At 66.7% G+C, this 25,430-nt stretch carries 27 protein-coding genes and 1 pseudogene; 18 read left to right on the top strand and 10 right to left on the bottom strand.

The features are described 5' to 3' along the window. Nucleotide 1: 1 nt before the first annotated feature. The 3 genes from OG716_RS03155 to OG716_RS03145 are packed head-to-tail and all read right to left on the bottom strand — an operon-like array spanning nucleotide 2 to nucleotide 3,145. Entirely contained in the window at nucleotides 2-877 is an 876-nt protein-coding gene (locus OG716_RS03155; RefSeq protein ID WP_405136189.1) for an NAD(P)-dependent oxidoreductase, read from the bottom strand. Further along, nucleotides 874-1,623 carry an SDR family oxidoreductase gene (locus OG716_RS03150; protein ID WP_405136188.1) on the bottom strand — a complete coding sequence of 250 codons (750 nt, stop codon included), beginning with the start codon at nucleotides 1,621-1,623 and terminating at the stop codon, nucleotides 874-876. The genes OG716_RS03155 and OG716_RS03150 overlap by 4 nt, the downstream gene beginning before the upstream one ends. A 52-nt stretch (nucleotides 1,624-1,675) precedes the next feature. Next, on the bottom strand, nucleotides 1,676-3,145 hold the full coding sequence (locus OG716_RS03145) for an aldehyde dehydrogenase (protein ID WP_405136187.1): 1,470 nt from the start codon (nucleotides 3,143-3,145) through the stop codon (nucleotides 1,676-1,678). A 383-nt stretch (nucleotides 3,146-3,528) separates the two neighbouring features. Between OG716_RS03145 and OG716_RS03140 the strand changes: the two are divergent. From OG716_RS03140 to OG716_RS03125, 4 genes and pseudogenes are all read left to right on the top strand, one after another. Beyond that, nucleotides 3,529-3,942 (top strand): annotated as a pseudogene (locus OG716_RS03140) (cytochrome P450); the annotation flags it as partial. 53 nt (nucleotides 3,943-3,995) lie between these two features. Further along, nucleotides 3,996-4,523: a MarR family transcriptional regulator gene (locus OG716_RS03135; protein ID WP_355126215.1), complete on the top strand. Its 528-nt coding sequence runs from the start codon at nucleotides 3,996-3,998 to the stop codon at nucleotides 4,521-4,523. Beyond that, complete coding sequence (locus tag OG716_RS03130) at nucleotides 4,520-5,335, top strand: ABC transporter ATP-binding protein (protein WP_405136186.1); 816 nt, start codon at nucleotides 4,520-4,522, stop codon at nucleotides 5,333-5,335. Before OG716_RS03135 ends, OG716_RS03130 begins: the two co-directional genes overlap by 4 nt. After that, nucleotides 5,295-6,128, top strand: coding sequence for an ABC transporter permease (locus tag OG716_RS03125; protein WP_405136185.1), 834 nt, complete (start codon nucleotides 5,295-5,297; stop codon nucleotides 6,126-6,128). Before OG716_RS03130 ends, OG716_RS03125 begins: the two co-directional genes overlap by 41 nt. 18 nt (nucleotides 6,129-6,146) lie before the next feature. Here the strand turns inward: OG716_RS03125 and OG716_RS03120 are convergent, their stop codons facing one another. Beyond that, nucleotides 6,147-7,334 carry a TerD family protein gene (locus tag OG716_RS03120; RefSeq protein ID WP_405136184.1) on the bottom strand — a complete coding sequence of 396 codons (1,188 nt, stop codon included), beginning with the start codon at nucleotides 7,332-7,334 and terminating at the stop codon, nucleotides 6,147-6,149. A gap of 252 nt (nucleotides 7,335-7,586) precedes the next feature. Beyond that, the gene (locus OG716_RS03115) at nucleotides 7,587-7,934 is read right to left on the bottom strand and encodes a hypothetical protein (RefSeq protein WP_405136183.1); all 348 of its coding nucleotides are present in this window, start codon (nucleotides 7,932-7,934) and stop codon (nucleotides 7,587-7,589) included. A gap of 185 nt (nucleotides 7,935-8,119) precedes the next feature. Between OG716_RS03115 and OG716_RS03110 the strand changes: the two genes are divergently transcribed. From OG716_RS03110 to OG716_RS03085, 6 genes are all read left to right on the top strand, one after another. Next, nucleotides 8,120-8,383 carry a hypothetical protein gene (locus OG716_RS03110; RefSeq protein WP_405136182.1) on the top strand — a complete coding sequence of 88 codons (264 nt, stop codon included), beginning with the start codon at nucleotides 8,120-8,122 and terminating at the stop codon, nucleotides 8,381-8,383. Next, nucleotides 8,352-9,605: a DUF222 domain-containing protein gene (locus tag OG716_RS03105; protein ID WP_405136181.1), complete on the top strand. Its 1,254-nt coding sequence runs from the start codon at nucleotides 8,352-8,354 to the stop codon at nucleotides 9,603-9,605. Before OG716_RS03110 ends, OG716_RS03105 begins: the two co-directional genes overlap by 32 nt. A 1,810-nt stretch (nucleotides 9,606-11,415) precedes the next feature. Next, a complete protein-coding gene (locus tag OG716_RS03100) occupies nucleotides 11,416-12,723 on the top strand; it encodes a hypothetical protein (protein WP_405136180.1) in 1,308 nt (435 codons plus the stop codon). Next, entirely contained in the window at nucleotides 12,720-13,124 is a 405-nt protein-coding gene (locus OG716_RS03095) for a FixH family protein (RefSeq protein WP_405136179.1), read from the top strand. Before OG716_RS03100 ends, OG716_RS03095 begins: the two co-directional genes overlap by 4 nt. Before the next feature lie 43 nt (nucleotides 13,125-13,167). After that, entirely contained in the window at nucleotides 13,168-14,292 is a 1,125-nt protein-coding gene (locus tag OG716_RS03090) for a hypothetical protein (RefSeq protein WP_405136178.1), read from the top strand. After that, nucleotides 14,289-14,849 carry a hypothetical protein gene (locus tag OG716_RS03085; protein ID WP_405136177.1) on the top strand — a complete coding sequence of 187 codons (561 nt, stop codon included), beginning with the start codon at nucleotides 14,289-14,291 and terminating at the stop codon, nucleotides 14,847-14,849. Before OG716_RS03090 ends, OG716_RS03085 begins: the two co-directional genes overlap by 4 nt. A gap of 34 nt (nucleotides 14,850-14,883) precedes the next feature. Here the strand turns inward: OG716_RS03085 and OG716_RS03080 are convergent, their stop codons facing one another. Next, the gene (locus OG716_RS03080; RefSeq protein WP_405136176.1) at nucleotides 14,884-15,366 is read right to left on the bottom strand and encodes a MarR family winged helix-turn-helix transcriptional regulator; all 483 of its coding nucleotides are present in this window, start codon (nucleotides 15,364-15,366) and stop codon (nucleotides 14,884-14,886) included. A gap of 103 nt (nucleotides 15,367-15,469) precedes the next feature. On the opposite strand from OG716_RS03080, the gene OG716_RS03075 reads away from it, so the two are divergent. From OG716_RS03075 to OG716_RS03050, 6 genes are all read left to right on the top strand, one after another. Continuing rightward, the gene (locus OG716_RS03075; RefSeq protein WP_405136175.1) at nucleotides 15,470-16,108 is read left to right on the top strand and encodes a DUF4386 domain-containing protein; all 639 of its coding nucleotides are present in this window, start codon (nucleotides 15,470-15,472) and stop codon (nucleotides 16,106-16,108) included. 43 nt (nucleotides 16,109-16,151) lie between these two features. Beyond that, a complete protein-coding gene (locus OG716_RS03070; RefSeq protein WP_405136174.1) occupies nucleotides 16,152-16,919 on the top strand; it encodes an SDR family NAD(P)-dependent oxidoreductase in 768 nt (255 codons plus the stop codon). A 161-nt stretch (nucleotides 16,920-17,080) separates the two neighbouring features. Then, nucleotides 17,081-17,740 (top strand): TMEM175 family protein, encoded by a 660-nt coding sequence (locus OG716_RS03065; RefSeq protein ID WP_405136173.1) that lies wholly within the window; start codon nucleotides 17,081-17,083, stop codon nucleotides 17,738-17,740. 149 nt (nucleotides 17,741-17,889) lie between these two features. Continuing rightward, nucleotides 17,890-18,921: a Rieske 2Fe-2S domain-containing protein gene (locus OG716_RS03060; RefSeq protein WP_405136172.1), complete on the top strand. Its 1,032-nt coding sequence runs from the start codon at nucleotides 17,890-17,892 to the stop codon at nucleotides 18,919-18,921. A 216-nt stretch (nucleotides 18,922-19,137) separates the two neighbouring features. Further along, nucleotides 19,138-20,109 (top strand): chlorophyllase/cutinase-like alpha/beta fold protein, encoded by a 972-nt coding sequence (locus OG716_RS03055; RefSeq protein WP_405136171.1) that lies wholly within the window; start codon nucleotides 19,138-19,140, stop codon nucleotides 20,107-20,109. 69 nt (nucleotides 20,110-20,178) lie between these two features. Next, a complete protein-coding gene (locus OG716_RS03050) occupies nucleotides 20,179-20,799 on the top strand; it encodes a TetR/AcrR family transcriptional regulator (RefSeq protein WP_405136170.1) in 621 nt (206 codons plus the stop codon). 40 nt (nucleotides 20,800-20,839) lie between these two features. On the opposite strand, the gene OG716_RS03045 is transcribed toward OG716_RS03050, so the two are convergent. The 3 genes from OG716_RS03045 to OG716_RS03035 form a co-directional block, all read right to left on the bottom strand. Next, nucleotides 20,840-20,971 carry a hypothetical protein gene (locus OG716_RS03045; RefSeq protein WP_405136169.1) on the bottom strand — a complete coding sequence of 44 codons (132 nt, stop codon included), beginning with the start codon at nucleotides 20,969-20,971 and terminating at the stop codon, nucleotides 20,840-20,842. Next, a complete protein-coding gene (locus OG716_RS03040) occupies nucleotides 20,968-21,552 on the bottom strand; it encodes a TetR/AcrR family transcriptional regulator (protein ID WP_405136168.1) in 585 nt (194 codons plus the stop codon). Before OG716_RS03040 ends, OG716_RS03045 begins: the two co-directional genes overlap by 4 nt. 111 nt (nucleotides 21,553-21,663) lie before the next feature. Next, the gene (locus tag OG716_RS03035; protein WP_405136167.1) at nucleotides 21,664-21,975 is read right to left on the bottom strand and encodes a hypothetical protein; all 312 of its coding nucleotides are present in this window, start codon (nucleotides 21,973-21,975) and stop codon (nucleotides 21,664-21,666) included. Nucleotides 21,976-22,138: 163 nt separating this feature from the next. On the opposite strand from OG716_RS03035, the gene OG716_RS03030 reads away from it, so the two are divergent. Then, nucleotides 22,139-23,392 carry a TetR/AcrR family transcriptional regulator gene (locus OG716_RS03030; protein WP_405136166.1) on the top strand — a complete coding sequence of 418 codons (1,254 nt, stop codon included), beginning with the start codon at nucleotides 22,139-22,141 and terminating at the stop codon, nucleotides 23,390-23,392. Here OG716_RS03030 and OG716_RS03025 read toward each other — a convergent pair. Continuing rightward, nucleotides 23,362-24,255, bottom strand: coding sequence for a serine hydrolase (locus OG716_RS03025; RefSeq protein ID WP_405136165.1), 894 nt, complete (start codon nucleotides 24,253-24,255; stop codon nucleotides 23,362-23,364). The genes OG716_RS03030 and OG716_RS03025 overlap by 31 nt on opposite strands. 53 nt (nucleotides 24,256-24,308) lie before the next feature. On the opposite strand from OG716_RS03025, the gene OG716_RS03020 reads away from it, so the two are divergent. Beyond that, nucleotides 24,309-25,271, top strand: a complete 963-nt coding sequence (locus OG716_RS03020) for a LysR family transcriptional regulator (protein ID WP_405136164.1) — start codon at nucleotides 24,309-24,311, stop codon at nucleotides 25,269-25,271. Nucleotides 25,272-25,430: the final 159 nt, after the last annotated feature.

Raw genomic sequence — 25,430 nt, 5'->3', positions numbered from 1 at the left:
ATCAGCCCGAGCCGAGCGCGGTGACCCCGAGTCCGCTGCCGAGTCCGGTACGGGCGAACTGCGCGAGCGGCAACTGGATTCCGAGGCGATCACCGAGTTCGAGGGCCAGACTCAGATCCTTCTCCCCGAGGTCGCGGACGTGGCCCAGGATGGAGTACCAGAAGTCGGCCGGATCGATCGGTGCGGTGGTGTCGCGCAACATGATCGCACCCGGGCCGCCGGTAATGGCGTCGGAATGGCGCACCACTTTGCCGAGTGCGGCGATATCGAGCCCGGCCGCCTCCGCCAGGCGCTGTGCCTCGGCGGCGGCGGTGAAGGAGACGAAGTGCAAGAGGTTGCGCGCCAGCTTCATTCGGGTGCCGGCGCCGACCCCGCCCGCATGCACGATCAGATCGGAGAAACAGCCGAACGGCGCTCGAATGCGTTCCACCGCAGCGTCACTGCCGCCGACCATGACCGCGAGCGCGCCTCGTGCGGCACCGGGTGCGCCGCCGCTCACCGGCGCATCGACGAATTCGACCTCGTGCTCGGCGCATACCGCCGCGAGCTGCTCGGCCGTCTCATCGCTGATCGTCGAGTGCACGGCGACAACGGTTCCCGGTCGGGCCGTACGCAGAATGCCCGCCGGGCCGGTGAGCACTTCACGCACCTGTTCGTCATTGACGACCGTCACGCAGATCACCGCGGACTCGGCCGCCAATGCCGCGGGATCGACTGCTGCCCGCGCGCCCGCCTCGGTGAACGGGAGCGTCGCGGCGGCATTCACATCGCATACCGTGAGCCCGCCCGGCCAGTCCAGCAGCCGCTTCGCCATGGGCGCGCCCATATTGCCCAGGCCGATGAATCCGACCGGGACACTGGAGGATTCGAGTGTCATCGGATGATCTGCCCGCCGTCGACATTGAGAATATGGCCGGTGACCCAGCTCGCCTCGTCGGAGAGCAGGTAGAGGCAGGCGCCCACCAGATCCTGCGGCGTACCCATGCGCTTGATCGGCAGCCGGGAGACCATATCCTTCACAATGCTTCCCGGCGTAACGGTCAGGGTGGCCTCGGTGTCGATGGGACCCGGCGCGATCGCGTTCACCCGAATCTTGGAGCCGCCGAGCTCGACCGCGAGTTGCTGTGTCAGGCCATTGATTCCGACCTTGGCCAGGCCGTAGAAGCCGGAGTACACCCACGCCGCCGTGGAGGACTGATTGACGATGGAACCGCCGCCGCCCGCGGCCATCTGCTGCCACACCGCGCGTGTCACGTTCAGTGCGCCATCGAGATTCACGCCCATGAACTTCTTGTAGTAGTCCCACGGCACGGTGAGCAGCAGATCCAGTTTCATCTCGCCGTAGATGGCGGCATTGTTGACCAGGTGGTCGATGCCGCCGAACTGCGCGACGGTGAATTCCGCCAGCGCGGCGGCGGATTCGGGATCCGCGACGTCGACCCGGCAGAAGGCGGCGGTGCCGCCGTCTGCGGTGATCTGCTTCGCGACTTCCTCACCGCGTTCGACATTCAGGTCGGCGACAACAACTTTCGCGCCTTCCGCGGCAAGTGCGCGGGCATAGACCTCGCCGATGCCCTGGGCGGCTCCGGTGACAATGGCGGATCGGCCGGTGAAACGGGCCATGGAAGAATCAGCTCCTAAATTTGCTGCGGTATAAAGTTTTTCGTCGGTGCGGTCAGGCCGGAGTGGCGACCAGCTTGGTTTCCAGGTACTCCTCGAAGCCGGCCACGCCCATTTCGCGGCCGAAACCGGACTGCTTGTAACCGCCGAACGGCGCATCGGCGGCGTACCAGAGACCGCCGTTCACGCTCAGCGTCCCGGTGCGCACCCCGGCGACCACGGCATCGATCCGATCGGGGTCACTCCCCCAGACCGAACCCGAAAGACCGTAGGGCGATTCATTGGCCAGGCGGATCGCGTCGGCGTCACCGTCGTGCGGAATGATCACCAGCACCGGACCGAAGATCTCCTCCTGGGCGACGGTCGCGGTATTGGGGACATCGGCAATGAGCGTCGGCTCGATGAAGAACCCGCGCTCCCGCGCGGCGGGCCGGCCGCCGCCGGCCACAATGCGGCCGCCCTCGGCCCGCGCGGTATCGAGATAGCGTTCCACGCGGTCCCGCTGGCGTGCGGAAATCAATGGGCCGCACACGGTTCCGGATTTCTCCGGGTCCCCCGCGCGAATTCCGCCCAGGGTCTTCGCGGTCGCGGCCACGGCCTCGTCGTAGGCGGCACGCGGCACCAGCAGCCGGGTGGTCAATGCGCAGCCCTGTCCGGCGTGCACGGTGACCGAGAATGCGGTGTAGCTGCACGCGGTCGCGATATCGGCGTCGTCGAGCACGATGGCGGCCGACTTGCCGCCGAGTTCGAGGAAGGTGCGCTTGAGCGTGGCGGCGGCCCCGGCCATCACCGCCCGGCCCGTCTGCGTGGATCCGGTGAAGGTGATCATGTCCACCCGCGGATCGGCGACCAGCTGCGCGCCGAGTTCGTGATCGTCGGAGGTGACGATATTGACCACGCCCGCCGGGATATCGGTGTGCTCGGTAATGAGCTGTCCGAGCACGGCCGCACACCACGGGGTGTCCGGAGCGGGCTTGAGCACCACCGTATTTCCCGCCGCCAGCGCCGGGCCGAGCTTGGCCAGATTGATCTGATGCGGGAAGTTCCACGGGGTGATCGCGCCGACAACACCGACCGCCTCACGCCGAATCCGGCGGCGGCTGGTGATCCCCATGGTCACCCCGAGCCCGAGATCGGTGTCCCAGTCATAGCTTTCGGCCAGATCGGCGGCGAAGCCGAGATCGGCGATCGGCCCCTCCAATTGCGGCCCGCTGGTCAGCATGCGGGGCGCACCGACTTCGGCAATGGTGATCTCGCGCAGTTCGTCGAGGTGATCACGCATGGCCTCGCGCAATTGGCGCAGGCAGTGCGCGCGGAAGGCGTGATCGCGGGACCAGTCGGTGGTGTCGAAGGCGGTGCGGGCCGCACCGATCGCGGCGTCCATATCCGCGGCCGACGCATTGGCGGCGTGGCCGAGCACCTCCTCGGTGGCGGGATTGATCGTCGCGAAGACGCCGGCTCCGCCGGAGACCAGTTTGCCGCCGATCAGCAGGGGTGTGCCGCCGGCGGGAACAAGGCCGTTCATAAGTGGCTCCGATACATGTCTGGACAGGTGCTCGGAATATAGTTCGAAGGTCCGGCCCGGCACAAGGACTCACTGCCGGTGCGCAGGTCCGGGCCTTCGCCAATCTCATAATGCCGCAATCGGATACATGGTCAGGTCCGATTCGAGTCTTGTCGCGACACTGCAATCGCAGTACCGTCCGGACACATGTCCAGCACGTGTCCGGGCAGCTATTCCGGGAAGGACTTCCAATGACACCGGTCAAGCCGCGACGGGTCCCGGGAGGCGAAGTCGAGCACGGCCACCTCGAGGAGTTCCGCACCGATCCGATCGCCCTCGACCCGTACGCGCCGATCGACAGCTTCCGGCGGCGCGACGAGGCCCGCGTGCAGCTGGTGGAACTGGAGTGGGAGCGCTACAAGCGGCTGCGGCCGCGCACCGCGCCCGATGAGATCGTGCGGTGGGCCACCCCGGTCACCGCCTTCCAGCGGACTGCGACCGCGGATACCGAGCTCGGCGGACGGCTCATCCGCAAGGGCGATCGGGGCGGATTGGTCTACAGCTCGGCCAATTTCGACGAGGAGGCCTTCGACGATCCGTTCACGTTCGATGCGTTCCGCGAATCCAATCCGCATGCCGGGTTCGGCGGTACCGGGACGCACTACTGTGTCGGCGCGAATCTGACTCGGCTCGAGATCGACCTGATGTTCAATGCCATCGCCGACGTCATGCCCGATCTGAGCCAGGTGTCCGAACCGGAGCGGCTGCGGTCGGGCTGGATCAATGGCATCAAACGCTGGCAGGTCCGGTACCAGTAGGGCGGAACAAAGCCACCTGGACAATACCTCTGAAGCAGAGGTATTGTCGGTTCATGCCAGCACCTTCCCCTGATGCCGAACCAGGCCTGCGCCCGGTCGAGCACGATGGTGTCGAGTCCGGGCAGATGTTTTCCCTGCTGTTCGGCGCGATGGGCCGACTGCGCCGCCAGCTCGGCAGGATCGCCGGGCGATCGTTCGACGGGCCCGAGCTGTCCGCCGCGCAGGCGGAATTCCTGCGCCTGGTGGGTCGCCAGCCCGGAGTGTCCGTGAAGGCCGCGGCGGCCGAACTGGGTTTGGCCGCCAATAGCGTGTCCACCTTTGTCACCGCCCTGGTCAAGGCGGGTCTGGTCGTGCGTGAACCCGATCTGCTCGATCGGCGGATGATGCGCCTGTCGCTCACCGCCGATGCGCAGCAGCTCGCCGACAGCACCCGGCTGCGCAGGCAGCAGCTGGTCTCCTGGGCCGTCGATCAATTGACCGCCGATCAGCGCGCCGACCTGCGGCGGGGCCTGGATGTCATTGCCACACTGACCGATCTGCTCCACGAGCAGGAGCAGCGGGAGAAGGGCGAAACTCGATGATTTCATCGCCACCTGCCGTCGAATGCCGCGATCTCACCCATCGCTACGGCGCCAATACCGTGGTCGACAGCCTCACCCTGACCATCGACCGAGGCGAGATCTTCGGCCTGCTCGGGCCCAATGGCGCGGGTAAGTCCACCACGATCCGGCTCATCAATACGCTGATTCCGGTGCAGCACGGGTCAGTTCGAGTGCTGGGGCTCGATGTCACCACCCAGGCCACCGACGTGCGCTACAACCTCGGCTATGTGCCACAGCAACTTTCGATCGAGGCCGGACTCACCGCCCGGCAGAACGTGACCTGGTTCGCGCGACTGTTCGATGTGCCGCGCCGTGAGCGGACGCAGCGGGTCGATGAGGCGCTCGAGGCGATGCATCTCATCGATGTCGCCGAACAGATGGCGGGCACCTTCTCCGGCGGCATGATTCGCCGTCTGGAGCTGGCGCAGGCGCTGGTGAACCGGCCCGCGATTCTGGTGCTCGACGAGCCGACGGTGGGCCTGGACCCGATCGCCCGCGACAGCGTATGGGAGCGGGTCGCGGAAATGCGGCATAGCTACGGCATGACGGTGCTGCTCACCACACACTATATGGCCGAGGCCGATGAACTGTGCGACCGAGTTGCCCTGCTGCACAAGGGCGTACTGCGCGCCGTCGGCTCGCCGACCGACCTGAAGAACGAGATCGGCCCCGCCGCGACTCTCGAAGATGTGTTCCGGCACTACGCCGGCGAAAGTCTCGACGACGACAAGACGGAAGCGGGGATGCGCAGTGTCCGAACTACTCGCCGTTCAGCCCAACGGATGGGCTGAACCCACCCGAGCCCCCCAGGGCTGGGCCCGCGTTCCCGCGCTGACCTCGCGCGTCGGGACGTTCGCCCTGGTCGAAATTCAGAAGCTGCGGCACGATCAGACCGAAATCCTCACCAGGGCAGTGCAACCCGTGCTCTGGATGGTGATCTTCGGATCCACCTTCTCGCGCCTGCGGTCGATTCCGACCGGCAAGGTGCCGTATCTGGATTTCCTGGCGCCCGGCATCATCGCGCAGTCGGCGCTGTTCATTTCGATCTTCTACGGCATTCAGATCATCTGGGATCGTGATGCGGGCATCCTCAACAAGCTGCTGGTGACTCCGACGCCCCGGTCCGCGCTGATCGCCGGAAAGTGCTTTGCCGCGGGCGTGCGGGCCATTGCGCAAATCGTTGTGGTGGTTATCGTTTCGCTGCTGATGGGCGTGGGGATGACGATGAATCCGCTGAAGATCGCCGCGACCATTCCGGCGGTGTTCCTCGGCACGGCGTTCTTCGCGTGCCTGTCGATGACCATCGCAGGGATCGTGCAGGCCCGGGATCGGCTGATGGGCATCGGGCAGGCCATCACGATGCCACTGTTCTTCGCGTCGAATGCGCTCTATCCGATCGCGCTGATGCCCGGCTGGCTGCAGGTGATCAGTCGCATCAATCCGCTGAGTTATGAGGTCGACGCGCTGCGCGGGCTGCTCGTCGGTACTCCAGCCAACCTCTGGCTCGATTTCCTCGTACTTACCGGTGCGGCTGTGCTCGGGGTCATTTCGGCCTCGTCGCTGCTCGGCCGATTGGTCCGATAATTCACGGGACCGTAGCGCTCAGTCGGTCACCCAGCGGCCCAGCTGCGGCACCGCCTCACCCGGATGTTTGGCCTGGAAGCCGTCACCGATCGCCTGCATCTTCCAGTCGCCGCCGGACCGGTACAGCTTGGCCATGGCCAAGCCGGTGAAAGGCATACCGCCGGAGAGGGTGAAGCGGGCCAGTTCGGTGCCGGTGGTGCCGTCCACCAAGCGGCAGAAGGCATTTCGCACCTGTTCGAAGGTGTGACCCTGGTAGGAGGTCACAATGAACAGCAGGGTGTCGACGCGCTGCGAGACTCGTGTGAGGTCGACCTGGATCACCTCGTCGTCGCCCTGGCCACCGCCGACCAGGTTGTCGCCCTGGTGCCGGATCGAGCTGTCCTTCGAAGTCAGCTGACCGTAGTAGGCGACATCGACGAGATTGCGGCCCGCGAACATGGCGACCCAGGCGTCGAGATCGATATCGACGGCACGGCTGCCGAAGAAGCCCTTCTTGACCGGATCCCAGCCCAAACCCATTCGCACAGCGGTCAATGCGACGCCGCCGTCCTTGCGGAGGGTGACGCGCTGACCCTTCGCCAGGCTGACCGGACGGTCCTTGGAGAGGCTGACCTCGCCTGAGGAATGTGGGGCCGGTGGTGGGGGCGGCAGTGGCGCGGGCGGCGGCTGCGTGGGATACGGCGATGCGGCAGGCATGCTCGTGCGCGGCGCATCATCCACCGACACACCGTGATCGGTGACCAGCGCGGCGAATCCGCCCGCATATCCCTGCCCGACCGCACGCACTTTCCAGCTGCCCTGACGGCGGTACAGCTCCACCGCGACAACAATCGATTCGGCGCTCAAATCGGCAATCCGATACTCGTACAATCGATTTCCGGCCGTATCCGAGACGATCGCGGTCGGCGGCGCGATCTGACCGAAATTGCTGCCCGCGTTCTCCAGGCTGATCACCGCCCGAATCTGTGCGATCTCGGCGGGTACCTGCGCGAAGGACACCGCCACCGAGGGTGTTTGCCCGGCCTGTAAACGCACCCCCGGACCCGAAGGCTGGTTGTAGAACACGAAATCCGCGTCCGAACGCACCTTGCCCTGCTCGGTCACCAGCAGCGCGGATAACTCCGCCGGCGCCGCGACCTGCACGGAAACCACGACATCGGGAGCGGTCAGGGCCGCATTCTGCCCCTTCACCAGCGTCGCCACCACACGCACCCCTCAGCTCGGTTAATCTCCCCCGCCACTCTACGACCGGGTCCCGTCGCCGACATGCTTCCCAGGTATCGAGATTGCTTGCCCGGGATCACGATCGTCTGCGGAGCGAATTCAGCCGAGGAAGCCGATGAGAGCGCCGATCACCGCCTGCGGCTGCTCCTCCGGGATGTAGTGACCGCACTCGGCCACCTCGGCCACACGGCGTATCCCGTTTCCCCGGCCTGATCGACATCGCCCTCGCCGAGGTCAGCTGGACGAGCCCGAGTTCGCCTGCGCCACAAGTTGTTCGAATGCATCGAGCACCTCGACATAGGCACCCGGCACGTCGATACGCAGCACCGACTCCGGACCGCTCTCGACGAACGTGAAGGTGAAGAACGAACAGCAGCCGCTCTCCCGCGCAGTCAAGTCTCGCGCGACCGGTTCGGCACCACCCACCAACACCAGCTCCAGCCCAGTCGGCGCCGTGCGCGTGGCCGCCTGAACCGACTCGGCAAAGAAGGCCGCAAACTCCGCCACCCGAAACGGCTGCTCCGCCGTAGGCAAGGTGCACGAGTCCGGCACCCAGCCCGCAGGTTCGATATCGATCCGCATGGATTCACCGTAATCCTGCATTGGGCGTAGAGAAACCCCGAAAACAAAGATGCCTGGACAAGAAGAAAGAAAACGACCAAAGAACAATAACCTGAAAGATTCCGGTCGGTCCGCCAGTCTGAATATCCTTATATCACAACGTGATTCGCCTTTCCGGGGTTCTTCTGCGGCGGTAGAATAGAGGCATGAATCCGGGGGGAGAAACCACCATCGTATCGAGTGCACACGCACTCGATACCGCCGTGGAAAACCTCCTCGATGCCTCCCTCACACCCTTGCTGGACGAGGAATTCATCGCAGTGATGCGTGAAGTCGAGACCAGCATGCGCAAACTCGAAGCCGTCAAGCACCGGTTCGTCACCGAAACCTGCACGCTCCCTGGCCGCGCGTGCCGGGTCGGCGTCCCCGGTCAAATTCTTGGAACAGACCTTGCGGCTCAGCCACGCTGATGCGGTCTCGCGGGTCAACGCCGCCAAACAGTTGAGCCCGCATCCGGCGCTCGGCGGGGACCTGGAACCGGAACTGGCGTATGTCGCCGAAGCCCAACGCGCCGGGGAGATCTCGGTCGATCATGTGCGGCGGATCGCGCAGGTCCTCAAGCGCATCCCGTGTGCTGCCGATCCCGGCCAGAAAGACCTGGCCCAAGACGTTTTGACCACCTACGCCCGCACCGGCAGCCCGGACAAACTGCTCGATCTGGGTGAGGTCATCCTGGCGAACATCGACCCCGACGGCACCCTCACCCAGGACAAAGACCGCGAACGCATGCGCGGGCTCACCCTCGGGCGCAAGCGTGCGGACGGGATGTCCCCGCTGATCGGGGAGATCACCGAGCCGTTGCGGGAAATCCTGGAGCCGTTGCTGGCCAAGTTCGCCCGCCCGGGCATGTGCAACCCCGCCGATCCGCACAGCCCGAAGGTCGCCGACCGCACCCTCGACCGCCAGAAACTGAAAGCCGCCTCCGAACGCGATAACCGCTCGCCCGCGCAACGCAACCATGATGCGTTGTTGGCGGTGCTGCGGTTTCAGCTCGACCGCCCCAAGCTCGGCTCCCACCGGGGTTTGCCCGTGGAAGCGATCATCACCATGCGTGTGGAGGACCTCGAGCGGGGTGCGGGGATCGCGACCACCGCGACCGGGGGCACCCTGACCATCCCGCAAGCCCTGGAACTGGCGGCCGGAACCCGACCGTTGTTGGTGGTGTTGAACAAGGCCGGACTGCCCCTGTATTTGGGGCGCGGGCGAGACCGGTTGGCCACGCCCGCACAACGACTGGCGTTGATCGCTTCCGACAAGGGGTGTACCCGACCCGGGTGCAGTGCGCCCGCGAGCCTGGCGGCGGCCCATCACGTCACCGGATGGGCAGAAGGCGGCCCCACCGACATCGACAACCTCACCCTCGCCTGCGATGGGTGCCACGCGATGATCCACGACGGGCCCGGGGGCTGGAAAACCATTGTCATGGGCGAGGATACCCAGTTCCCGGGCCGGACCGGGTGGATCGCCCCACCCCACATCGACCCCACCGGCACCCCGCAGGTCAATCACCTGCACCACACCGGTGAACTGATGGCCGGTGCCCTCAACGAAATCCGGGCCCGGGAACGGTCGCACCGCGAGCGACGGCGGGCATGGCTCGATGCCCGCAAAACCACCCCCACCCGCGAATAGTGGGACCGCGCCCCTTGTTGACACCGTCAGGTTGGTCCTGACGGTGTCACAACCCGTTGCCCACCAAAGTTCCACGGGCAGTGGGCCTCGAGAGGCGAACGAGCACAGCGGAACCCGGACCGTGCGGAGCGGCAGCACAACCACCCCCACCCGCGAATAGCGGACCCGCCCCTCGTTGACACCGTCAGGCCGGTCCTGACGGTGTCACAACCCGTTGCCCACCAAAGTTCCACGGGCAGTGGGCCTCGAGAGGCGAACGAGCACAGCGGAACCCGGACCGTGCGGAGCGACAGGCGGCAGCAGCAGGCGGGGACGCGATGCCCACAACCCATCCATCCGCGAATAGCGGAACCCCTGTCAGCGCTCTTTGAAAACCTGGCCACCGGCGCAGACATCGTCAAGTCGATCCTGACGGTGCTACGACAAGTCCTTGTCCACCAAAGGTTTCATCGCCGCCGACCCCAATCATCCAGAACCGGGAACGGCGACAACAGCGGCAGCCCGGGCCGATCCTCACCATCCCTACCGACTCGACAACCGCAGACCGCAGACCGCAGACCGCAGACCGCAGCAGCGCACTCCAGCGGTGCCAAAGACACTGCCCAACCACTGTTTCCACAGACGCCGACCGCCGCCGTGAACGAGCGCAGCGGAACCCGCACCGGATGGACCAGCAGCAGGCGTGGCTCGCGCCCCCGTGAGTCCACCCTCCACCCGGAACCCCACCCACACAGCAGGCTTCACACCGAAAACACCATCACATTGATCCTGCCGATGCAACACTCGTGCCGAATCACCGCGCACCCCGTGCCATCGCCCACCGAACGCCCGGAACCTCGTGCTACCCCGCCACCACCATCAGCGCCGATCCCTCGAGCACCATGAACGCTGCCAGCCCGGGTCTTTCAGGCTCTTGCTCTTCGATCCCTTCTCTCCAGGCGGCCCTTGGTCTTTCGGGTCTTGTCTTTTCGTGTTTTGTCTCTGAAACCGGACCACAACCAGTCTTCCGGCTGGCACCGCAGCTTCCCTCGTGACCGCGGAAGGTCAACCGGGTACCCCACCCGACGCCACCAGCACGGCCATCTCGGGCCCTGCCCGCACCCCGGGATCCAACACCGCCCCTCGACCCAAGCAACCCAGGTGCACCGGCTTGCCTCGGCATCGAATCCACCCGGAGCGGGCACCACACACGCCTTCTCGACGGCCGCACAGCAGGTGTCCGCACCGCACAGACCCGATAACCGCTGTGCCGCTGAGACACCCGCTGTTCCGTTCTCGGGAGCCGACGGTTCTATGCCGAAACAGTCGGTGCACCTGGGTTTCTTGCCTGCCGAGCAGAGTTGGTCAGCACGGGGTGCGGGCAAAGCCCGAGAGGGCCGTGCTGGGCACGTAGGGAGGGGTACCCGGTTGACCTTCCGGAGTTGAGAGAGGCTGTGCGGTACCGGCGGGGTCGACCGGCCGTGGTGCCGTTCTCGAGAAGAAGACACGAAAAGACAAGGGCTCGCTTCGGGCTCAGTCTCCCCCCTCAGTGGGACATGATGCCTGGGCGCAATCGGGGTTCTCCCGGAGTCGCGGGCGGCGTCCGTTCGGTAGCTTCGGAATGGTGCAGCCGCCACAGACAACTCGGGCCTTGGGCAGATCCGGACAATCGGGATATCGATGCGAGATGCGGGCGGCCGCAGTGGGTGGCCGGGTCTAGATGCGCGGGGGTCGGGTTGCGGGGGTGGTGCTCGCCGGGTGGTTGTGTGTGGTTGGGGTTGTCGGCGGGGCGGTGGCGCGTGCTGATGGTGGGGTGGCGGGGAGCGATGTGATGGTGGCTCAGTCGCTCGGGGATCGGGAGTTGACGGTTGTGGTGCGGCGGGCTGAGCCGGTGCCTGGGCCGTTGCGGGTGGACGTTATTACCCATGTCGGTTCTGCGGCGGGGACTCTCGCGCTGAGTGTCACGCCCTCGGATCGGGGCGGGGACGAGTCGGCGGGGACTGTGGCGCTGGGGGATCGGGCGGGGGTGTATTCGGCGACGCTGCGGGTGGATCATGCGGGGCCGTGGGAGTTGGCGGTCAAGGATGGCGATCAGGTGGCGCGGATTCCATTTCTGGTGGCGGCTACGGTGGTAACGCCGTGGGAGCGGGCGGCTTATGGAGGGTTCTTCGGAGCCGGTGTGCTGCTGCTCGTTTCGATCGGCACGGCGATGGTGTCCAGGCGCGGGTGGCCGACGCTGGTGCCCGCGGGGGCGATGATCGCGGCGCTGGCGGTCGGTATTACGGGGGCGACGCTGTCGGCGAGCGCACCGCTGCCACGGCCGGCGGGGAGTCTGCTCGATCCCACCTCGGATACGATCGGCGATCCCTTTCCGGAGCGGCAGTTGCCGATGACGACGAATTACTCACGGCCGCCGGTGAATCTGACGCTCACCACACGAGGTGCGGCGGAGACTGGTCATCCCACCGAGCTGATGCTATCGCTCACCGATGCCGCCACCGGGCAGCCCGTGGACGATCTACTGGTCAACGATGATGCCCTGCTGCACCTGATGATCGTCGGCCCGAACGGCACCTTCTGGCATCGGCATCCGATCCGGACCGCACCCGGCGAGTACCGGATTCGCTTGACCCTCAACCAGTCCGGCGACTACGGGATCGCGGCGGAGATCGCGCGCCGTGGTGGCGGGGTACAGCTGTTGCGGTCCACGCTGCATGTTACGGGCGAATCCGGTGCGGCCCCCGCCCCGGATTCCGCGGGTGCCCAGCTGGTCCCCACGACATTGGTCGCGGGCGAACCCGGCACGCTCACTACGCATTTCGGCGGCGCCGCGGATCTACAACCCTGGCTCGGCATGGTCGGTCATCTCATTGCCGTCGGTCCGCTGCCCGATCATGTGCCCACCGGCGCGGCCGCCGCGGCCGCACCGATCTGGGCGCACGCGCACGCCATGGCGCCGATGCTCGGCCCGGGCGCGCAATTGCCGGACGAGACCGTTGCCGCCTACGGCCCGGATGTGTCGTTCACCTTCACTTTCCCACTGCCCGGCCGGTATCTGGTCTGGGCTCAGGCCGAGCGCGGTTATGCCCTGATGACCGTGCCCGCCACCGTCGATGTCCGGGCGAAGGAGTCGCAATGACCACCCGCAGGGGTTTGCTGTTGATCGCCGCCGCGGTGATCGTGGCGCTGGTGACGTGGTGGGTGTGGCCGAGCGATTCGGCACCGGCGCAGCGTATGGCCGCCGGGCCCTACCGTGTCGAGTTGACCGTCGGCGACGGCTCGGCGCACACCGGCGATAATTCGGCCGAGCTGGAGATCACCGATCAGCAGGGCAAACCCGCTGCACTGGAACGGGTTTCGGTGGAGCCCGCCATGCCGCAGATGGGGCATGCGGTGCCGCCCGCCACCGCCACCACCGTGACACCCGGCCACTACCGCGCCGCCGTGAATCTGCCCATGCCGGGGCAGTGGGAGATCGCGGTGAATCTGTCCGGCCCGCAGGGCAGCGGGCGCGCAACCTTTTCCGTTCGAGCCAACTGACCCGCACCCGTACGAGCCAACTGACATGAATCAGGAGCAGCACATGGACCTCACCGCATCGGGGCGAGGGATCACCACCTCGGTGGCCTCCCCCGCCACCTCCCTACGCGCCTGGCTACCCGCGTCGATCCTGCTCGCCGCCACCATGACCTGGGCGGTCGGCGCCACCTGGGATATCCAGTGGCACAGCGACGTCGGCCCGGACACCTTCTTCACCCTGCCGCATCTGTTCATCTACGCCAGCGCCGCCATGTCCGGATTCACCAGTCTCGCAGTGATTCTCGCGACAACAGCCGCGGGGCGCGCGGGCCGCACCATGGACGCGACGCTCGGCGGGCCGGGTATCGGCGTCTTCGGCCGGACCTTCACCGCACCGCTCGGCTACCTGGTGACCAGCCTGGGCGCGGCGTCCTTCCTGCTGTACGGACTGTGGGATCTGTGGTGGCACAGTCTCTACGGCTTCGACGCCATCATCGATTCACCGCCGCACATCGGACTCTTCCTGTCCAGCACCGTCACCTCGGTGGGCACCGTCATCGTCTTCGCCGCCGCGCGCGAACAGCGCTGGGGACAGCTCGGCGCGCTCGTCTGCCTCGGCAATCTGCTGATCTCCAGCACCATCACCGCGCTGGCCGTGCAGCGACTCAGCGGCGGCACCATTCGATGGACCGTCGTGGTGACCGCGTTCATGGCACTGATCCTGCTGATCACCGGCGGCTCGCTCCGCAAGGGTGGCGCGACGATCACAGCCCTGGTGGCAGCCGCCATGCAGGGCGTGTTCTGGTGGTTCGCGCCGTGGGCCGCGCGCGCCTACGCGGATTTCGTGGAACTGCCTATGCGCGAACATATTCGGGGTATTCCGGCGACTCCGGCCCTGATTCCGCTGTGCCTGATTCCGGTCGGCATTGTCGTCGATCTGGTGCTGCGCCGGAGCGGGCACACCGTCCGGCTGCTTCCGGCGCTGGCGGGTGCGATCGGCGGTGCCATTGTCGCGCTGTGCGCACCGTGGCAGAACATTCTCATCTACGGCGGTTCGCTGCCCGTGACCGCGACCATAATCGGCACCACCGTTTTCGGCGCGATCTTCGGCGGCCTCGCCGGATTCCTCGGCTGGCGTTTCGGCGACATGCTCCACCTCGCCGCCCCGACCACCGGAGCCCGCGCATGATCGCCCGCCTGCTGTCCGCCGCCGCAACACTTCTCGCCGTCCTCGGACTGCTGGCCACCGCCACAGGCACCGCTGCCGCCTATCAACCGGTCGATATCGTGCACACCGAGCACGTCCAGGCGGGTCCGTACAGCCTCACCATCGGGTTCAGCCAATGGCCGCTGCGCGCAATGCAATCGCTGGATTTCACCTTCGATCCAGAGGGCGGCATCGCCGATAAGTCCGGCACCCTGACCACGATCCGGCCGAACGGGCAGGTCAGCAAATCCCAGCCGCTCTCCCGCCATCCGCGGAAGCACGAGGTCTGGGGACTGGATGTCAGATCGCTTGATCAGCAGGGCAATTGGACGTTCCGGTTCACGATCGACGGGCCGCAGGGTCAGGGCGTCGGCGAACTCCACGATCTCAACGTCCTACAGCAGCCCGGCCCGCCGCTGTCCGTCAGCTGGGCCGTGAGTTCGCTGCCGCTGCTGGGCCTGATCGCCTTCCTCGCCTATGCCTGGCGGCGCACCCGCCGGACCACACCCGACGAGCGTGAGCTGGTCGGTCAGCACTGAACGCGGTTGGCCGGCAGCTTGATTCAGAATCCGGTCATACCGATTTGTACCCCGGGTGCACACCCGGGGTGAGGCCCTGATCGGCGACGATGCGACCGAGTAGTTCGGCGAGTTGCCGATGCTCATCGTCGGTCAGGGAACGGCACAGCTGCGCCTCGTTTTCGATGGCGACCGCACCGAGCTCGCCCAGCGTCGCCTGACCTTTCGGCGTCAGGAACAGCGCGTGCAGGCGCCTGTCGTCCGGATTGCGTTTGCGTTCGATCAGGCCGCGCTCCTCGAGCTTGTCCGCGAACTGCACGAAGCGGCTGGGCGGCATGCCCAGATCATCGGCGAGCTCGCGCTGACTGCGGCCGGGCCGGAAGACGAGCGCGCGCAGCAGGCCCGCCTGGGCCGGCGTCAGGTCCAATGCCGCGGTGCCCGCAGCGAATCTATCGGCGGCATGTGCCCCGACCTGAGCCAACAGGAATCCAACCGCCCGGGGTGTGCGGTGCCCGGCCGATTCTTCTTTCGTATCCACGAAGCAATGGTAGCAGCGCGGATACGATTTACGATTGACAATCGTTACAGATTGTAATCATTATTGAGGAAGTACGGTTCACCCGAGCTCGAGGATCTCCGCCATGAGCACCACAACTGCCGCTCGCACCAGCACCAATCGCATCAACCCCGCAGTTCTCGCCCCCGTCCTCGCCTTCGCCGGATTCACCATCGCGTACGTGGCCACCAATGCCGGCGTCCCGCATCCCGATGCCAGCGGCGCGGATGTGCTCGCCTACACGACCTCGCACACCGATCTGATCAATGCCGGAGCGGTGCTGATGTTGCTGTCGGCCACCCCGCTGGCCATCGCCGGCGCATTGCTGCAGCGCACGCTGCGCGCCCCGGCGATCGCCGTCGTCGGCGCCGGGCTCGCCGCCGCCGCACTCACCTTCAGTGCATTGTTCGCTTGGGCCGGTGGACATCTGGCAGGCAGCAGCACACCGGAATTGGCCCGCGCGATCGCCGATATGGGTTACCTCACCGGCGGGCCCGCCTATTCCGCCGGTTTCGGACTGCTGATCATCGGGATTTCGATTCCGGCACTGCTGAATCGGACGCTGCCGCCGGTGCTGGTGTGGATCGGCTTCGCCATCGCCGCGGCCGCCGCACTGTCCACGCTGGCACTCATTGCCTCGGGGTTCGGCTATCTGCTGCCGGTCGTCCGGTTCGGCGGTCTGCTCTGGCTGATCACCACCGGCGTAGTGCTGTCCCGTCGCTGAATTCACCGCTTTCCCTTTATCACCCATCGAAAGGCTCGATGCCATGTCCATCAGCAGCTACTCCGACCTCTCCGGCAAGATCGCGGTAATCACCGGCGGCTCACGCGGTATCGGCGCGCAGACCGCCCGCATGCTGGCCGCGCAGGGTGTGCGGGTCTGCATTGTCGGCCGCGATGAGAAGGCACTCGACGAAGTCGTCGCGCAGATCACCGAGGCCGGTGGCACCGCACTGGCAGCCGTCGCCGATGTCACCGATGCGACTGCGCTGGAACAGGTCCGGGATCTCGTGGAGAGCCGGCTCGGCCGGGTCCAGATTCTGGCCGCCTTCGCCGGCGGTGTGGGCGAGCCCGTGCCGACCCCGAATCTGACCGAACAGCGCTGGCATCAGGCACTGGACGCGAATCTGAGTTCGGCCTTCCTCACCATCCAGGCCTTCCTGCCCGGCATGATCGCCCAGGGCGGCGGCAGCATCATCACCATGTCCTCGACCGCGGGCCGCCAGCCCAGCCAGGCGAATCTGGCCTACGGGGTCGCCAAGGCCGGAGTGATCATGCTGACCCGGCACCTCGCTACCGAACTCGGCCCCCAAGGCATTCGGGTCAATGCCCTGGCCCCGTCGTCGATCCGCACCGAGAAGGTGGACGCGCATATGCCCGAGGCCGTGCAGCAGCAGGTCGCGGCGGCCCACCCGCTGCGCCGCCTCGGCCTGACCACCGATGTCGGCGAGGCCGCGCTGTTCCTGGCCTCCGACGCCTCGTCCTATCTCTCCGGCATCACCATCGATGTGGCGGGCGGGCGGATCACGAACTGACGTACGCGCCAGGCGCATTCATCACCACGCGGCTGCCGGCCCCGGGTCCCGCGACCCGGGGCGGTCGCATGCGGCACTGCCGCTCTCGGCGATCGTCGTCATACTCGGACCCGACCCGGCCACCGACCCGTGTGGCTTCGACCGGAAGGGGTACGGGGTTCGTGACCCGCTATCACCGCATCGCCGCCCAGGATCTGGGACGCCTCGCCGCCCTCAGCGACGGAATATTCGCTGTCGCAATGACTTTGCTGGTCCTGGATCTGCACGTACCGGCGGCGCGGACCTGGCACGAGCGATTGCTGTGGTCGAGTGGCGCGGTGTCCGACGAGGAGCAGGTGTGGCATGCCCTGACCCACACCGGACCGCAGTTCGTCATCTGCCTACTGGGGTTCCTCACCCTGGGCATGTTCTGGATCGGCCAGCAGACCCAGCTGAACCTGCTGACCCGCGCCGACCGATCGCTGGCGTGGATCCACATCATGTTCCTGTTCGGAATCTGCCTGGTGCCCTTCGCGACCGCACTGCTGGCCGCGTTTCCGCAGTCCCGCCTGGCGCTGCTGGTCTACTGGGTGGACCTGCTCTACCTCGGGCTGGTGCAGCTCGGAAGCCTGCGATACGCCCGCCGGGCGGAACTCTTCGCCGACACCACCACCCCGGAAGACGTGCCGGCTATTCGACGTCGCATCGGCATCGTGCAGGTGCTGTATGCCGCGAGCGTGGCGCTGTGCCCCGTCAGTACCTATCTGAGCATCGGCGTGATCATCGCGCTGCAGGTGAATTCGGCTGTCTCCCCGCCCATTCGGCCCTTGAACAAATTCTGAGGCGACCATCGCATCGCGCACCGGACAACGTTGCGAAATAGGAGCCGCCCCCGACGGATAGTGAGTTGCGTTACAGGACAACGTCATTCGTTCACTTCGAAAACATCAGGTTCACCATTCAGTAACACGTTCTAGTTATGGTGGGCATCGTGATCCTACGACGTGATCGTCCCGGCCTATCCGAGTTGCCGCGCGATCCGCGCGCCGACCAATATCCGATGCCGAGCGTGCCCGACGGCTGGTACGCGGTCCTGCGCAGCGCACATCTGCGCCGCGGCAAAGTTGTCAGCCTGCACTACTTCGGCCGTGCGCTCGTCGCCTTCCGCGGCCGCGACGGCGAAGTCGCCGTCCGCGATGCGCACTGCCCGCACTACGGCGCCCACCTGGGAGCCGGTGGAAAGGTGGTGGACGGCAAGCTCGAATGCCCGTTCCACGGCTGGCAATTCGATACCGACGGCTCCTGCGCCTCCGCGCCGTTCGCCGCCCGCGCACCCCGCGTCTCGCTGGGCGGGTTCCCGGTGCGCGAACACAGCGGCCTGATCTTCGTCTACACCGGGCCGGAGGAACCGACCTGGGAGGTCCCGATCGTCCCGGAAGCCACAGCCCCCGACTACGCCCGCCCGATCGACGATGTGCTGCAGGCCCGCATCCACGTGCAGGAGATGCGGGAGAACATTGTCGACGAATCCCACTTCCACCACATTCACGGCCAGAGCGAACCGCCCGTGCAGGACCTGCATCCGGACGGGCCGTTCGCCGAGATCCACAGCCGGTTCCGTAAATCGGTACTCGGGTACTGGCTCGACAACAGCTTCGATGTCTTCATGTACGGCCCCGGCGTCATGGTGGTGCGGACCAGCGGACTGCTCATCACCATGACCGCGATCGCGCTCACCACGCCGATCGACGACACCACCAGCGAACTGCGGATGCTGTACTACATCCAGCGACCGGCCCGGGTACCGTTCGCCACTCCCCTACTCAAACTGGCCTTCCGCATGGTGGCCCTCGGGGAGGTGCGGGAGGAACTCGACATCTGGGATCACAAGATCCACCGGGCCCGCCCGGTACTGCTGCCGCACGAGAAAGGCATCAAGGCGCTGCGGCGCTGGTATGCCCAGTTCTATTCCCCCGAATCGCCGCAGGGAATCTCGAATACGCTGCCGCAGAACGAATCCTGAGAGCTGGAGACCACCGGCTAGATCACCGGTAAGGATGCACGGCCCGCGAGTTCGGCTCGCGGGCCGTTCGCAGTTTTCAGGACGGAATTCCGGCGGGCCGATGGCCGATGATCGAAAAGCATTTCCATCGAAATAACATTCCTATAACGACTCCTACTTAATGCTCGGTAGTTGGGGTACGCAGTCCGCATGCTCTGTGGGCGTGAAAGGAATCCCATGGCCCACACACTGACCCGCACACTGGCAGCGCTGGCTGCCGCCACCTGCCTCGCGACCGCCGCGGCGGTCGCGACAGCCGCGCCGAGCGAACAGGCCACCGGAACCATCGAGTCCGGCTACAGCGCGCCCGGACCGTGGCAGGTGACCGCCCAGCACGCCTTCGCGTGTTGCGACACCACCGGCGCGGCCTACGACGTGTGGTACCCAACCGATCTGGGCGCCAAGGGTTTCCGGCATCCGGTCATCACCTTGGGCGACGGCACCCTTGCACTGCCGCACCAGTACACGTATCTGCTGCAGCACCTGGCGTCATGGGGATTCGTCGTGATCGCCCCCGAAAACGTGGCCACAGGAACCGGCGCCGACATCACGGCCGCCGCGAACTACCTGGTGCAACAGAACTCGACGCCCGCGAGCATCTTCTTCCAGAAGCTGAACCCCGACGAGATCGGGGCCGTCGGCCATTCGCAGGGCGCTGTCGGCGCACTGAACGCCATGATCAACTCCGGTGGCGCGATCAAGACCGCCGTCCCGATCGAACTGCCCATCCAGCTGTCCTGCCTGCCCGGCATCTGCGCCGACACCCGCCGCATCGAGGCGGGCTCGGTGTTCTTCGTAAACGGTGCGCAGGACAGCGTCATCTCACCCTCGACCCAGGCGCAGCCGTGGCAGACGAGCGGATTGCAGTCCGAACAGGCCTATTACGAGGCGACTCCGGAGACGGTGGCCAAGGCGTGGGCCACGGTGAACGACGCCAACCATAATGATGTGCAGGGACAACCCGACTGCGCCGCGGCGAGCTTCCCCTGTGTGCGCGGGGTGTACAGCTATCTGGGCTACCCGACGGCCTGGCTGCTGGACCAGCTGACCGGTGATGTCCGGGCGCACAGCGTCTTCGTCTCGGGCACCGGCGAACTCTTCGACCAGAATGAGAGCTGGAGCAATCAGATCAGCAATATCACCTCCTGAGCAGCGTGCGGGATCGCTGCGCGGCCCACACCGGACGCACCCCGCCGAGCATCCCGATAGGCTCGTGCGGTGAGGCAGCGACAGCGTGGCGGGCGGGCCGCCCAGGCGGAGGACCGGCGGGAGACCATCCTGCAGGCCGCAATGGAGGTCATCGCGGAACGCGGCTACCGCGGCGCATCACTGGCCGCGGTGGCCGAACGCGTGGGCCTCACCCAGCCCGGCCTGCTGCACTACTTCCCCAGCAAGGAACTGCTGCTGATCGGCGTCCTCGAAGCCCGCGACCGCTGGGATATCACCGCCTTCCCCGCCAAGTCCGAAAGCTCCTGGCGGATAGCCGATGTCGAGCAACTGGTGGACTACAACGCCATGCGCCGCGGCCTCGTGCAGACCTTCTCCGCCCTCGCCGGCGAGAGCGTCACCGACGACCACCCCGCGCGGGAGTTCTTCAAGGACCGCTACACCGACGCCCGCGCGGCCCTGGCGGACGTGCTGCGCAATGAGTTCGGCGAGCGACTACCCGGCGGCCTGACACCGGAACAGGCCGCGCCACTATTGGTCGCGGTCATGGACGGCCTGCAGACCCAGTGGCTGCTCGATCCCGACGCCGTGGACATGGCCGCCGTATTCCGGGACTTCACGCCGCTGCTGGGCGTAGGGACCGGGAACGAAGCCGAACGCGAAACCGCCTGAGTCACAGCGGAGGTCGCCCGATCGACCCGATCGGCCGATTTCAGCCGCGGCCGAGCAGGGGGACTGCCGTGATGACGTTCAGGCGGAAGGTGTCTGTATAGGCGGCGAGGCGCTGTGCCACGGCCCTGCCGATTCCGGTACCGCCGCCGCTGACCACCGCACGTCGTGTCATCGCTGCTCCCCTGGGGATCCGAGTTCCGCGATCAGACTACCGCGCAGCAGCTTTCGCGCCCGATCCAGCTCCAGCGATCCGCTGAGCCAGCGCATGCTCAGGCCTTCGATCGCGGCGGTGAGTCGTTCGGCTGCCTCGCCCGAGTCCACCTCCGGCGGCACACTGCCGTGCTGCTGCGCAGTGCGGATGAGCTCGTCGATGTAGTCCGTCCACCGCGCGGTGGCCGCCCGCAATTGCTCGCGGAGTTCGGGCTGGAAGATGGCGGAGGCGCGCAATTCGCCCCAGGCCGTGCTGTTCTCGACGATCATCGGGGTGTCCTGCAGCTCCCGCAGCAGGGTTTGCTCGAGGTGCCCGCGCGGATCAGCCTCGGGATCGGCGTCCACCTCGGTGTACTGCTCAGCGCGGGTACTGATGAACTCCAGCGTGCTCGACACCACGCCCGCGCGATCGCGGAAGTGGTAGTAGATCAGCGCGGTCGACACACCGGCCTCCTGCGCGAGCTCCTCGACCCGCAGCCCGCGAATGCCACGCTGGGCGACAACCCGGACAGCGGCCTCCAGAATGTCGGTACGACGGGACATTCGCTCACTTCCCACGGTGTTCAGGGTTCGACGGCAGTCCACCCTAGCGCAGAGTTCTGACCGATTGTTCAGTCAGCGGATCCGTCGCCGAGCCCTGGTACCGCGCGGCGATCAGGCGCGGCGGTCGACAGCCGCCCAGGCCGCGAGTGCGACGACACTCGAGACGACCGCCACCGACGGCCAGGCGCCGATCTTCTTCGCCAGCGGATGCGAGGCGCCCATGGCGCCGATCGACAGCCCGGTCAGGGCGGCAGCACCACCGGTGCCGATGGTCTTGCGCCACTGCGGGAATGCCGCCGCCGTGCCCGCCGCGAACACCGCACCGCCCAGTTGCCGCCGCTTGGTGGCCTGCGCCAGCGCGAAGCCGCCGGTGAGGCCGCCGGCCGCGAGCAGCGATGTCGGTACAGCGGAAATTCGAGCCATGTCACTACCTCCGAAGGACAGTAATTCGAACGAACACCCTCGACGGTAACCGGAGGGGAAACCACCGGTTGAGCCGGGAGGCCGCACCGGACGTCGAATGCGGCCGGTCGGCCGGTAACATCACACGCTCGCCGTCGGGCGAGGAATCGGAGGCGATGGCGCGGTGAGCGGGCCGAACGAGCGGACCCTCGGTGACCCGGCGCGCGGCACGCGGCCCGCGAATCGGCGGCAAATGATCTTGCGGGCGGCGGCGGACCTCTTCTATGAGAACGGCTATGCCAAGGTCGGCATGGGCGATGTCGCGGAGGCGGTGTCCATCGGCCCTTCGGCGCTGTACCGGCACTTTCGCGGGAAGCAGGATCTGCTCGTCACCGTCGTCGACGAGGCGCTGGAAACCATGCAGTCGGTGCTGCGCACCGCGACCGCCGCGGACCTGCCCACGATCATCGCGGTCGCAACCCTGCAGCACCGCAGGGTCGGTGTGCTGGTGCGGCGCGAATCCCGGCAGCTGCCGGAGGACGATCGCACCTCGATCAGGGTGTCCACCAAGCGAATCGGCGCGCGCTTCGCCGAACTGATCACCGAGCGCCGGCCCGGCCTCGCCCCCGCCGAAGCCGATCTACTGGCCTGGTCCGCACTGGCGACCGCGAACAGCTTTTCGTTCCACAGTCTTTCACTGCCCGAGCCCGCATCCATCGCGCTGATCGGAGAGCTCATCACCGCCGTCGTCGATGCGCCGATCGTGCTGCCGACCACACCCGCCGACCACACCGCACATGCCGGACTGACCCGGCAGTCCCGCCGCGAGGCCATCCTCGCCGAGGCCACCCGGCTCTTCGCCAGGAACGGATTCGCGGGCGTGAGCATGGAGGAAATCGGCGCCGGCGTGGGCATTTCGGGCCCGAGCGTCTACAACCACTTCCCGGCCAAATCCGACATCCTGATGGCCGCGGTATTCCGCGGCGACGAGTGGCTGCAGATGGAGATGAACCGCGCGTTCGCACGGGCGGCCGATCCCCGCGACGGCATGCTGCGCCTGCTGCACAGCTACGGCGCGTTCGCCTTCGAGAATCCCGATCTGATCCAGCTGCTCATCTCCGAATCCATGCACCTGCCCGAATCCGAAAGGCATCGAGCCAGGTCCACGCAGCATGCCTATATCGCGGAGTGGGTGCACCTGCTCATCCAGGTGCATCCGGGTCTGGACGCGGTCACCGCGCGCATTCGGGTGCAGGCGGCGCAGACGGTGATGAACGACATCGCGGTCATGCCCCATCTGCAGGCCCAGCCGGGCATCGATACGGCGCTGCTCGAGCTGGGCGCACGGCTGCTGGGGCTCGCGGGCGACGAACCGGGCAATGCGCCGGCGGCTCAGGCGAATCGGGATCAGAGCACTTCGGCGGGCATGCGGAGCTGATCGACCGCCGCGCGGGCGGCCCGGCTCATGGCCAGATCGACATCGATCCGCCGCGCACCCGGCTCCTCGGTGCGGGCGAATACCGCGACCGCATAGCGACCGCCGTCCGGGTACTCGACCACCCCGGCCTCCATATGCAGTCCGGGGAGCGTGCCGGTCTTGGAGGCCACCCGCACCTCGTCCGGGAATCCGGCGGCCAGGCGGGTCCAGAACACTTGCCGCCGAAGCAGATCGCGAGTGGCGGCGCAGGCCGCGGGCACACCGGCCTCGTCCCGCCAGATCCGGCCGAGCAGATCGGTGATCTCACGCGGGGTGCTCGAGGTGGTGTGGTCCGGCCGGAAGACCCGCATGGTCGACACCTGCGCCCGGGTGAGCGTCGGATAGATCCGGGCGAATTCGCCGCCGTCGGCCGCACCCACATCGGCGAGCATGGATTCCAGCAATTCGCGCGGCCCGCCGATCACGCGGGTGCGATCCAGGCCGAGTTCGGCGGCCAGCAGGGCGGGCGTATCCGTGCCGATTCGGCGCAGGAGTAGGTCCGCAGCGGTATTGTCGCTCACCGACATTGCGAAGAACGCCAGGTCACGCAGTGATATCTCGATATCGTCCTGACAGCCCGCGGTACCCCAGCCGCCCAGCCGATCGTCGGCGCGCACCAGCACCCGCTCGGTCGGATCCAGCTGCCCGGCCGCGCACTGCCGGCAGAATTCGAGTGCCAGCAGGATTTTGAAGATCGAGGCGATCACCACCTGTTCACCGGCATCCACCGCGATCTCACGACCGCTGTCGATATCGACGGCATGCAGCCACCCCCGGACCGGGATCGCCGCGAAGGTTTCTCGAATTCGTTCCGCTGCCGCCACCCGATCACGGTAGCCGCAGGCGCGCCTGATCCCAGATGCCCTATCGTTGCCGGGTGGATTTGGCCCGGCACCTGCGCTACTTCCTGGTCGTCGCCGACGAGCTGCATTTCGGCCGGGCCGCCGAGCTGCTCGGGATGGCGCAGCCGCCGCTCAGCCAGTCGATTCAGCGGCTCGAACGTGAGCTCGGGGCGCCACTGTTCGACCGTTCGCACCGGCGGGTGGAGCTCACCGTCGCGGGCAGCCTGCTGATCGACGAGGCTCGGCGAATGCTCGCCGCCGAGGAACGATTGCGCACTGTCATGCGCAAGGCGCGTGAGGGTGATCTCGGGACGCTGCGCGCCGGGGTGCCACCGGATCTCTCCGCGCCCGTGCTGCATGCGCTACTGAGCCGAATCGACGCCGAAATACCCGGGCTCACAGTGGATCTACTGGAATTGACCACAGCGGAACAACTTCGAATGCTCGATACCTCGAGCCTGGATGTGGGGATGGTGGACCATCCGATCGGCCGGCCCGACCTGCAGCACGGCAGCGGCGTCGAACAGCCGCTGGGCGTCGTACTGCCGCGCACCGCACCGCTCGCACGGTCGGCCGAGGTCGAGCTCGCCGGCCTCACCGGGCACGATCTGGTGCTCTTCCCTCGCGAAACCGCACCCGACTGGCACGATCTGCTGCTGGAACGCTGCCGTGAGCACGGTTTTGTGCCCGCTCGCATTCGGCACGCGCGGAATCCGGAATTTCTGCTCGGCCTGGTGCTGGCCGGGCACGGGGTGGCTCTCGATCAGGAGTCGACCGCACGCCGTGAGCCCAGAGTGGCATGGCGGCCGCTCGCGGGCCGCCCACTGTGCCGACGCCTGTCCATGGTGTGGCCGAGTACCGGCACCCATCCGGCGGCTGCTCGATTCGCCGAACTCGCCACCCGGGTGGTCGCCGGGGATAGCGCGCGCACCCCACTGGCCGCGCCGGGTGCGGCAGCTCCGTGGTCCGTCGTCTACACGCCGCACCTACGGAACTGATCACCACCGGTGATTCACTGCCGGCTGAACAGCCCCCGGCTGGTAGATCCCGACACCGGGTTCGAGCACGAACAACGCTGCGCGACAGGCACATCGCCGAGTACTTCCTCGACGTGCTCGCCACAGCCCTGGAAGGAGGGCTTACCGCAGCTCTGGCAG

Source organism: Nocardia sp. NBC_01388, assembly GCF_045040085.1.
GTDB lineage: Bacteria > Actinomycetota > Actinomycetes > Mycobacteriales > Mycobacteriaceae > Nocardia.
Note: the sequence above shows the minus strand (reverse complement) of the source record. Positions and strands in the feature narration are given on the sequence as shown.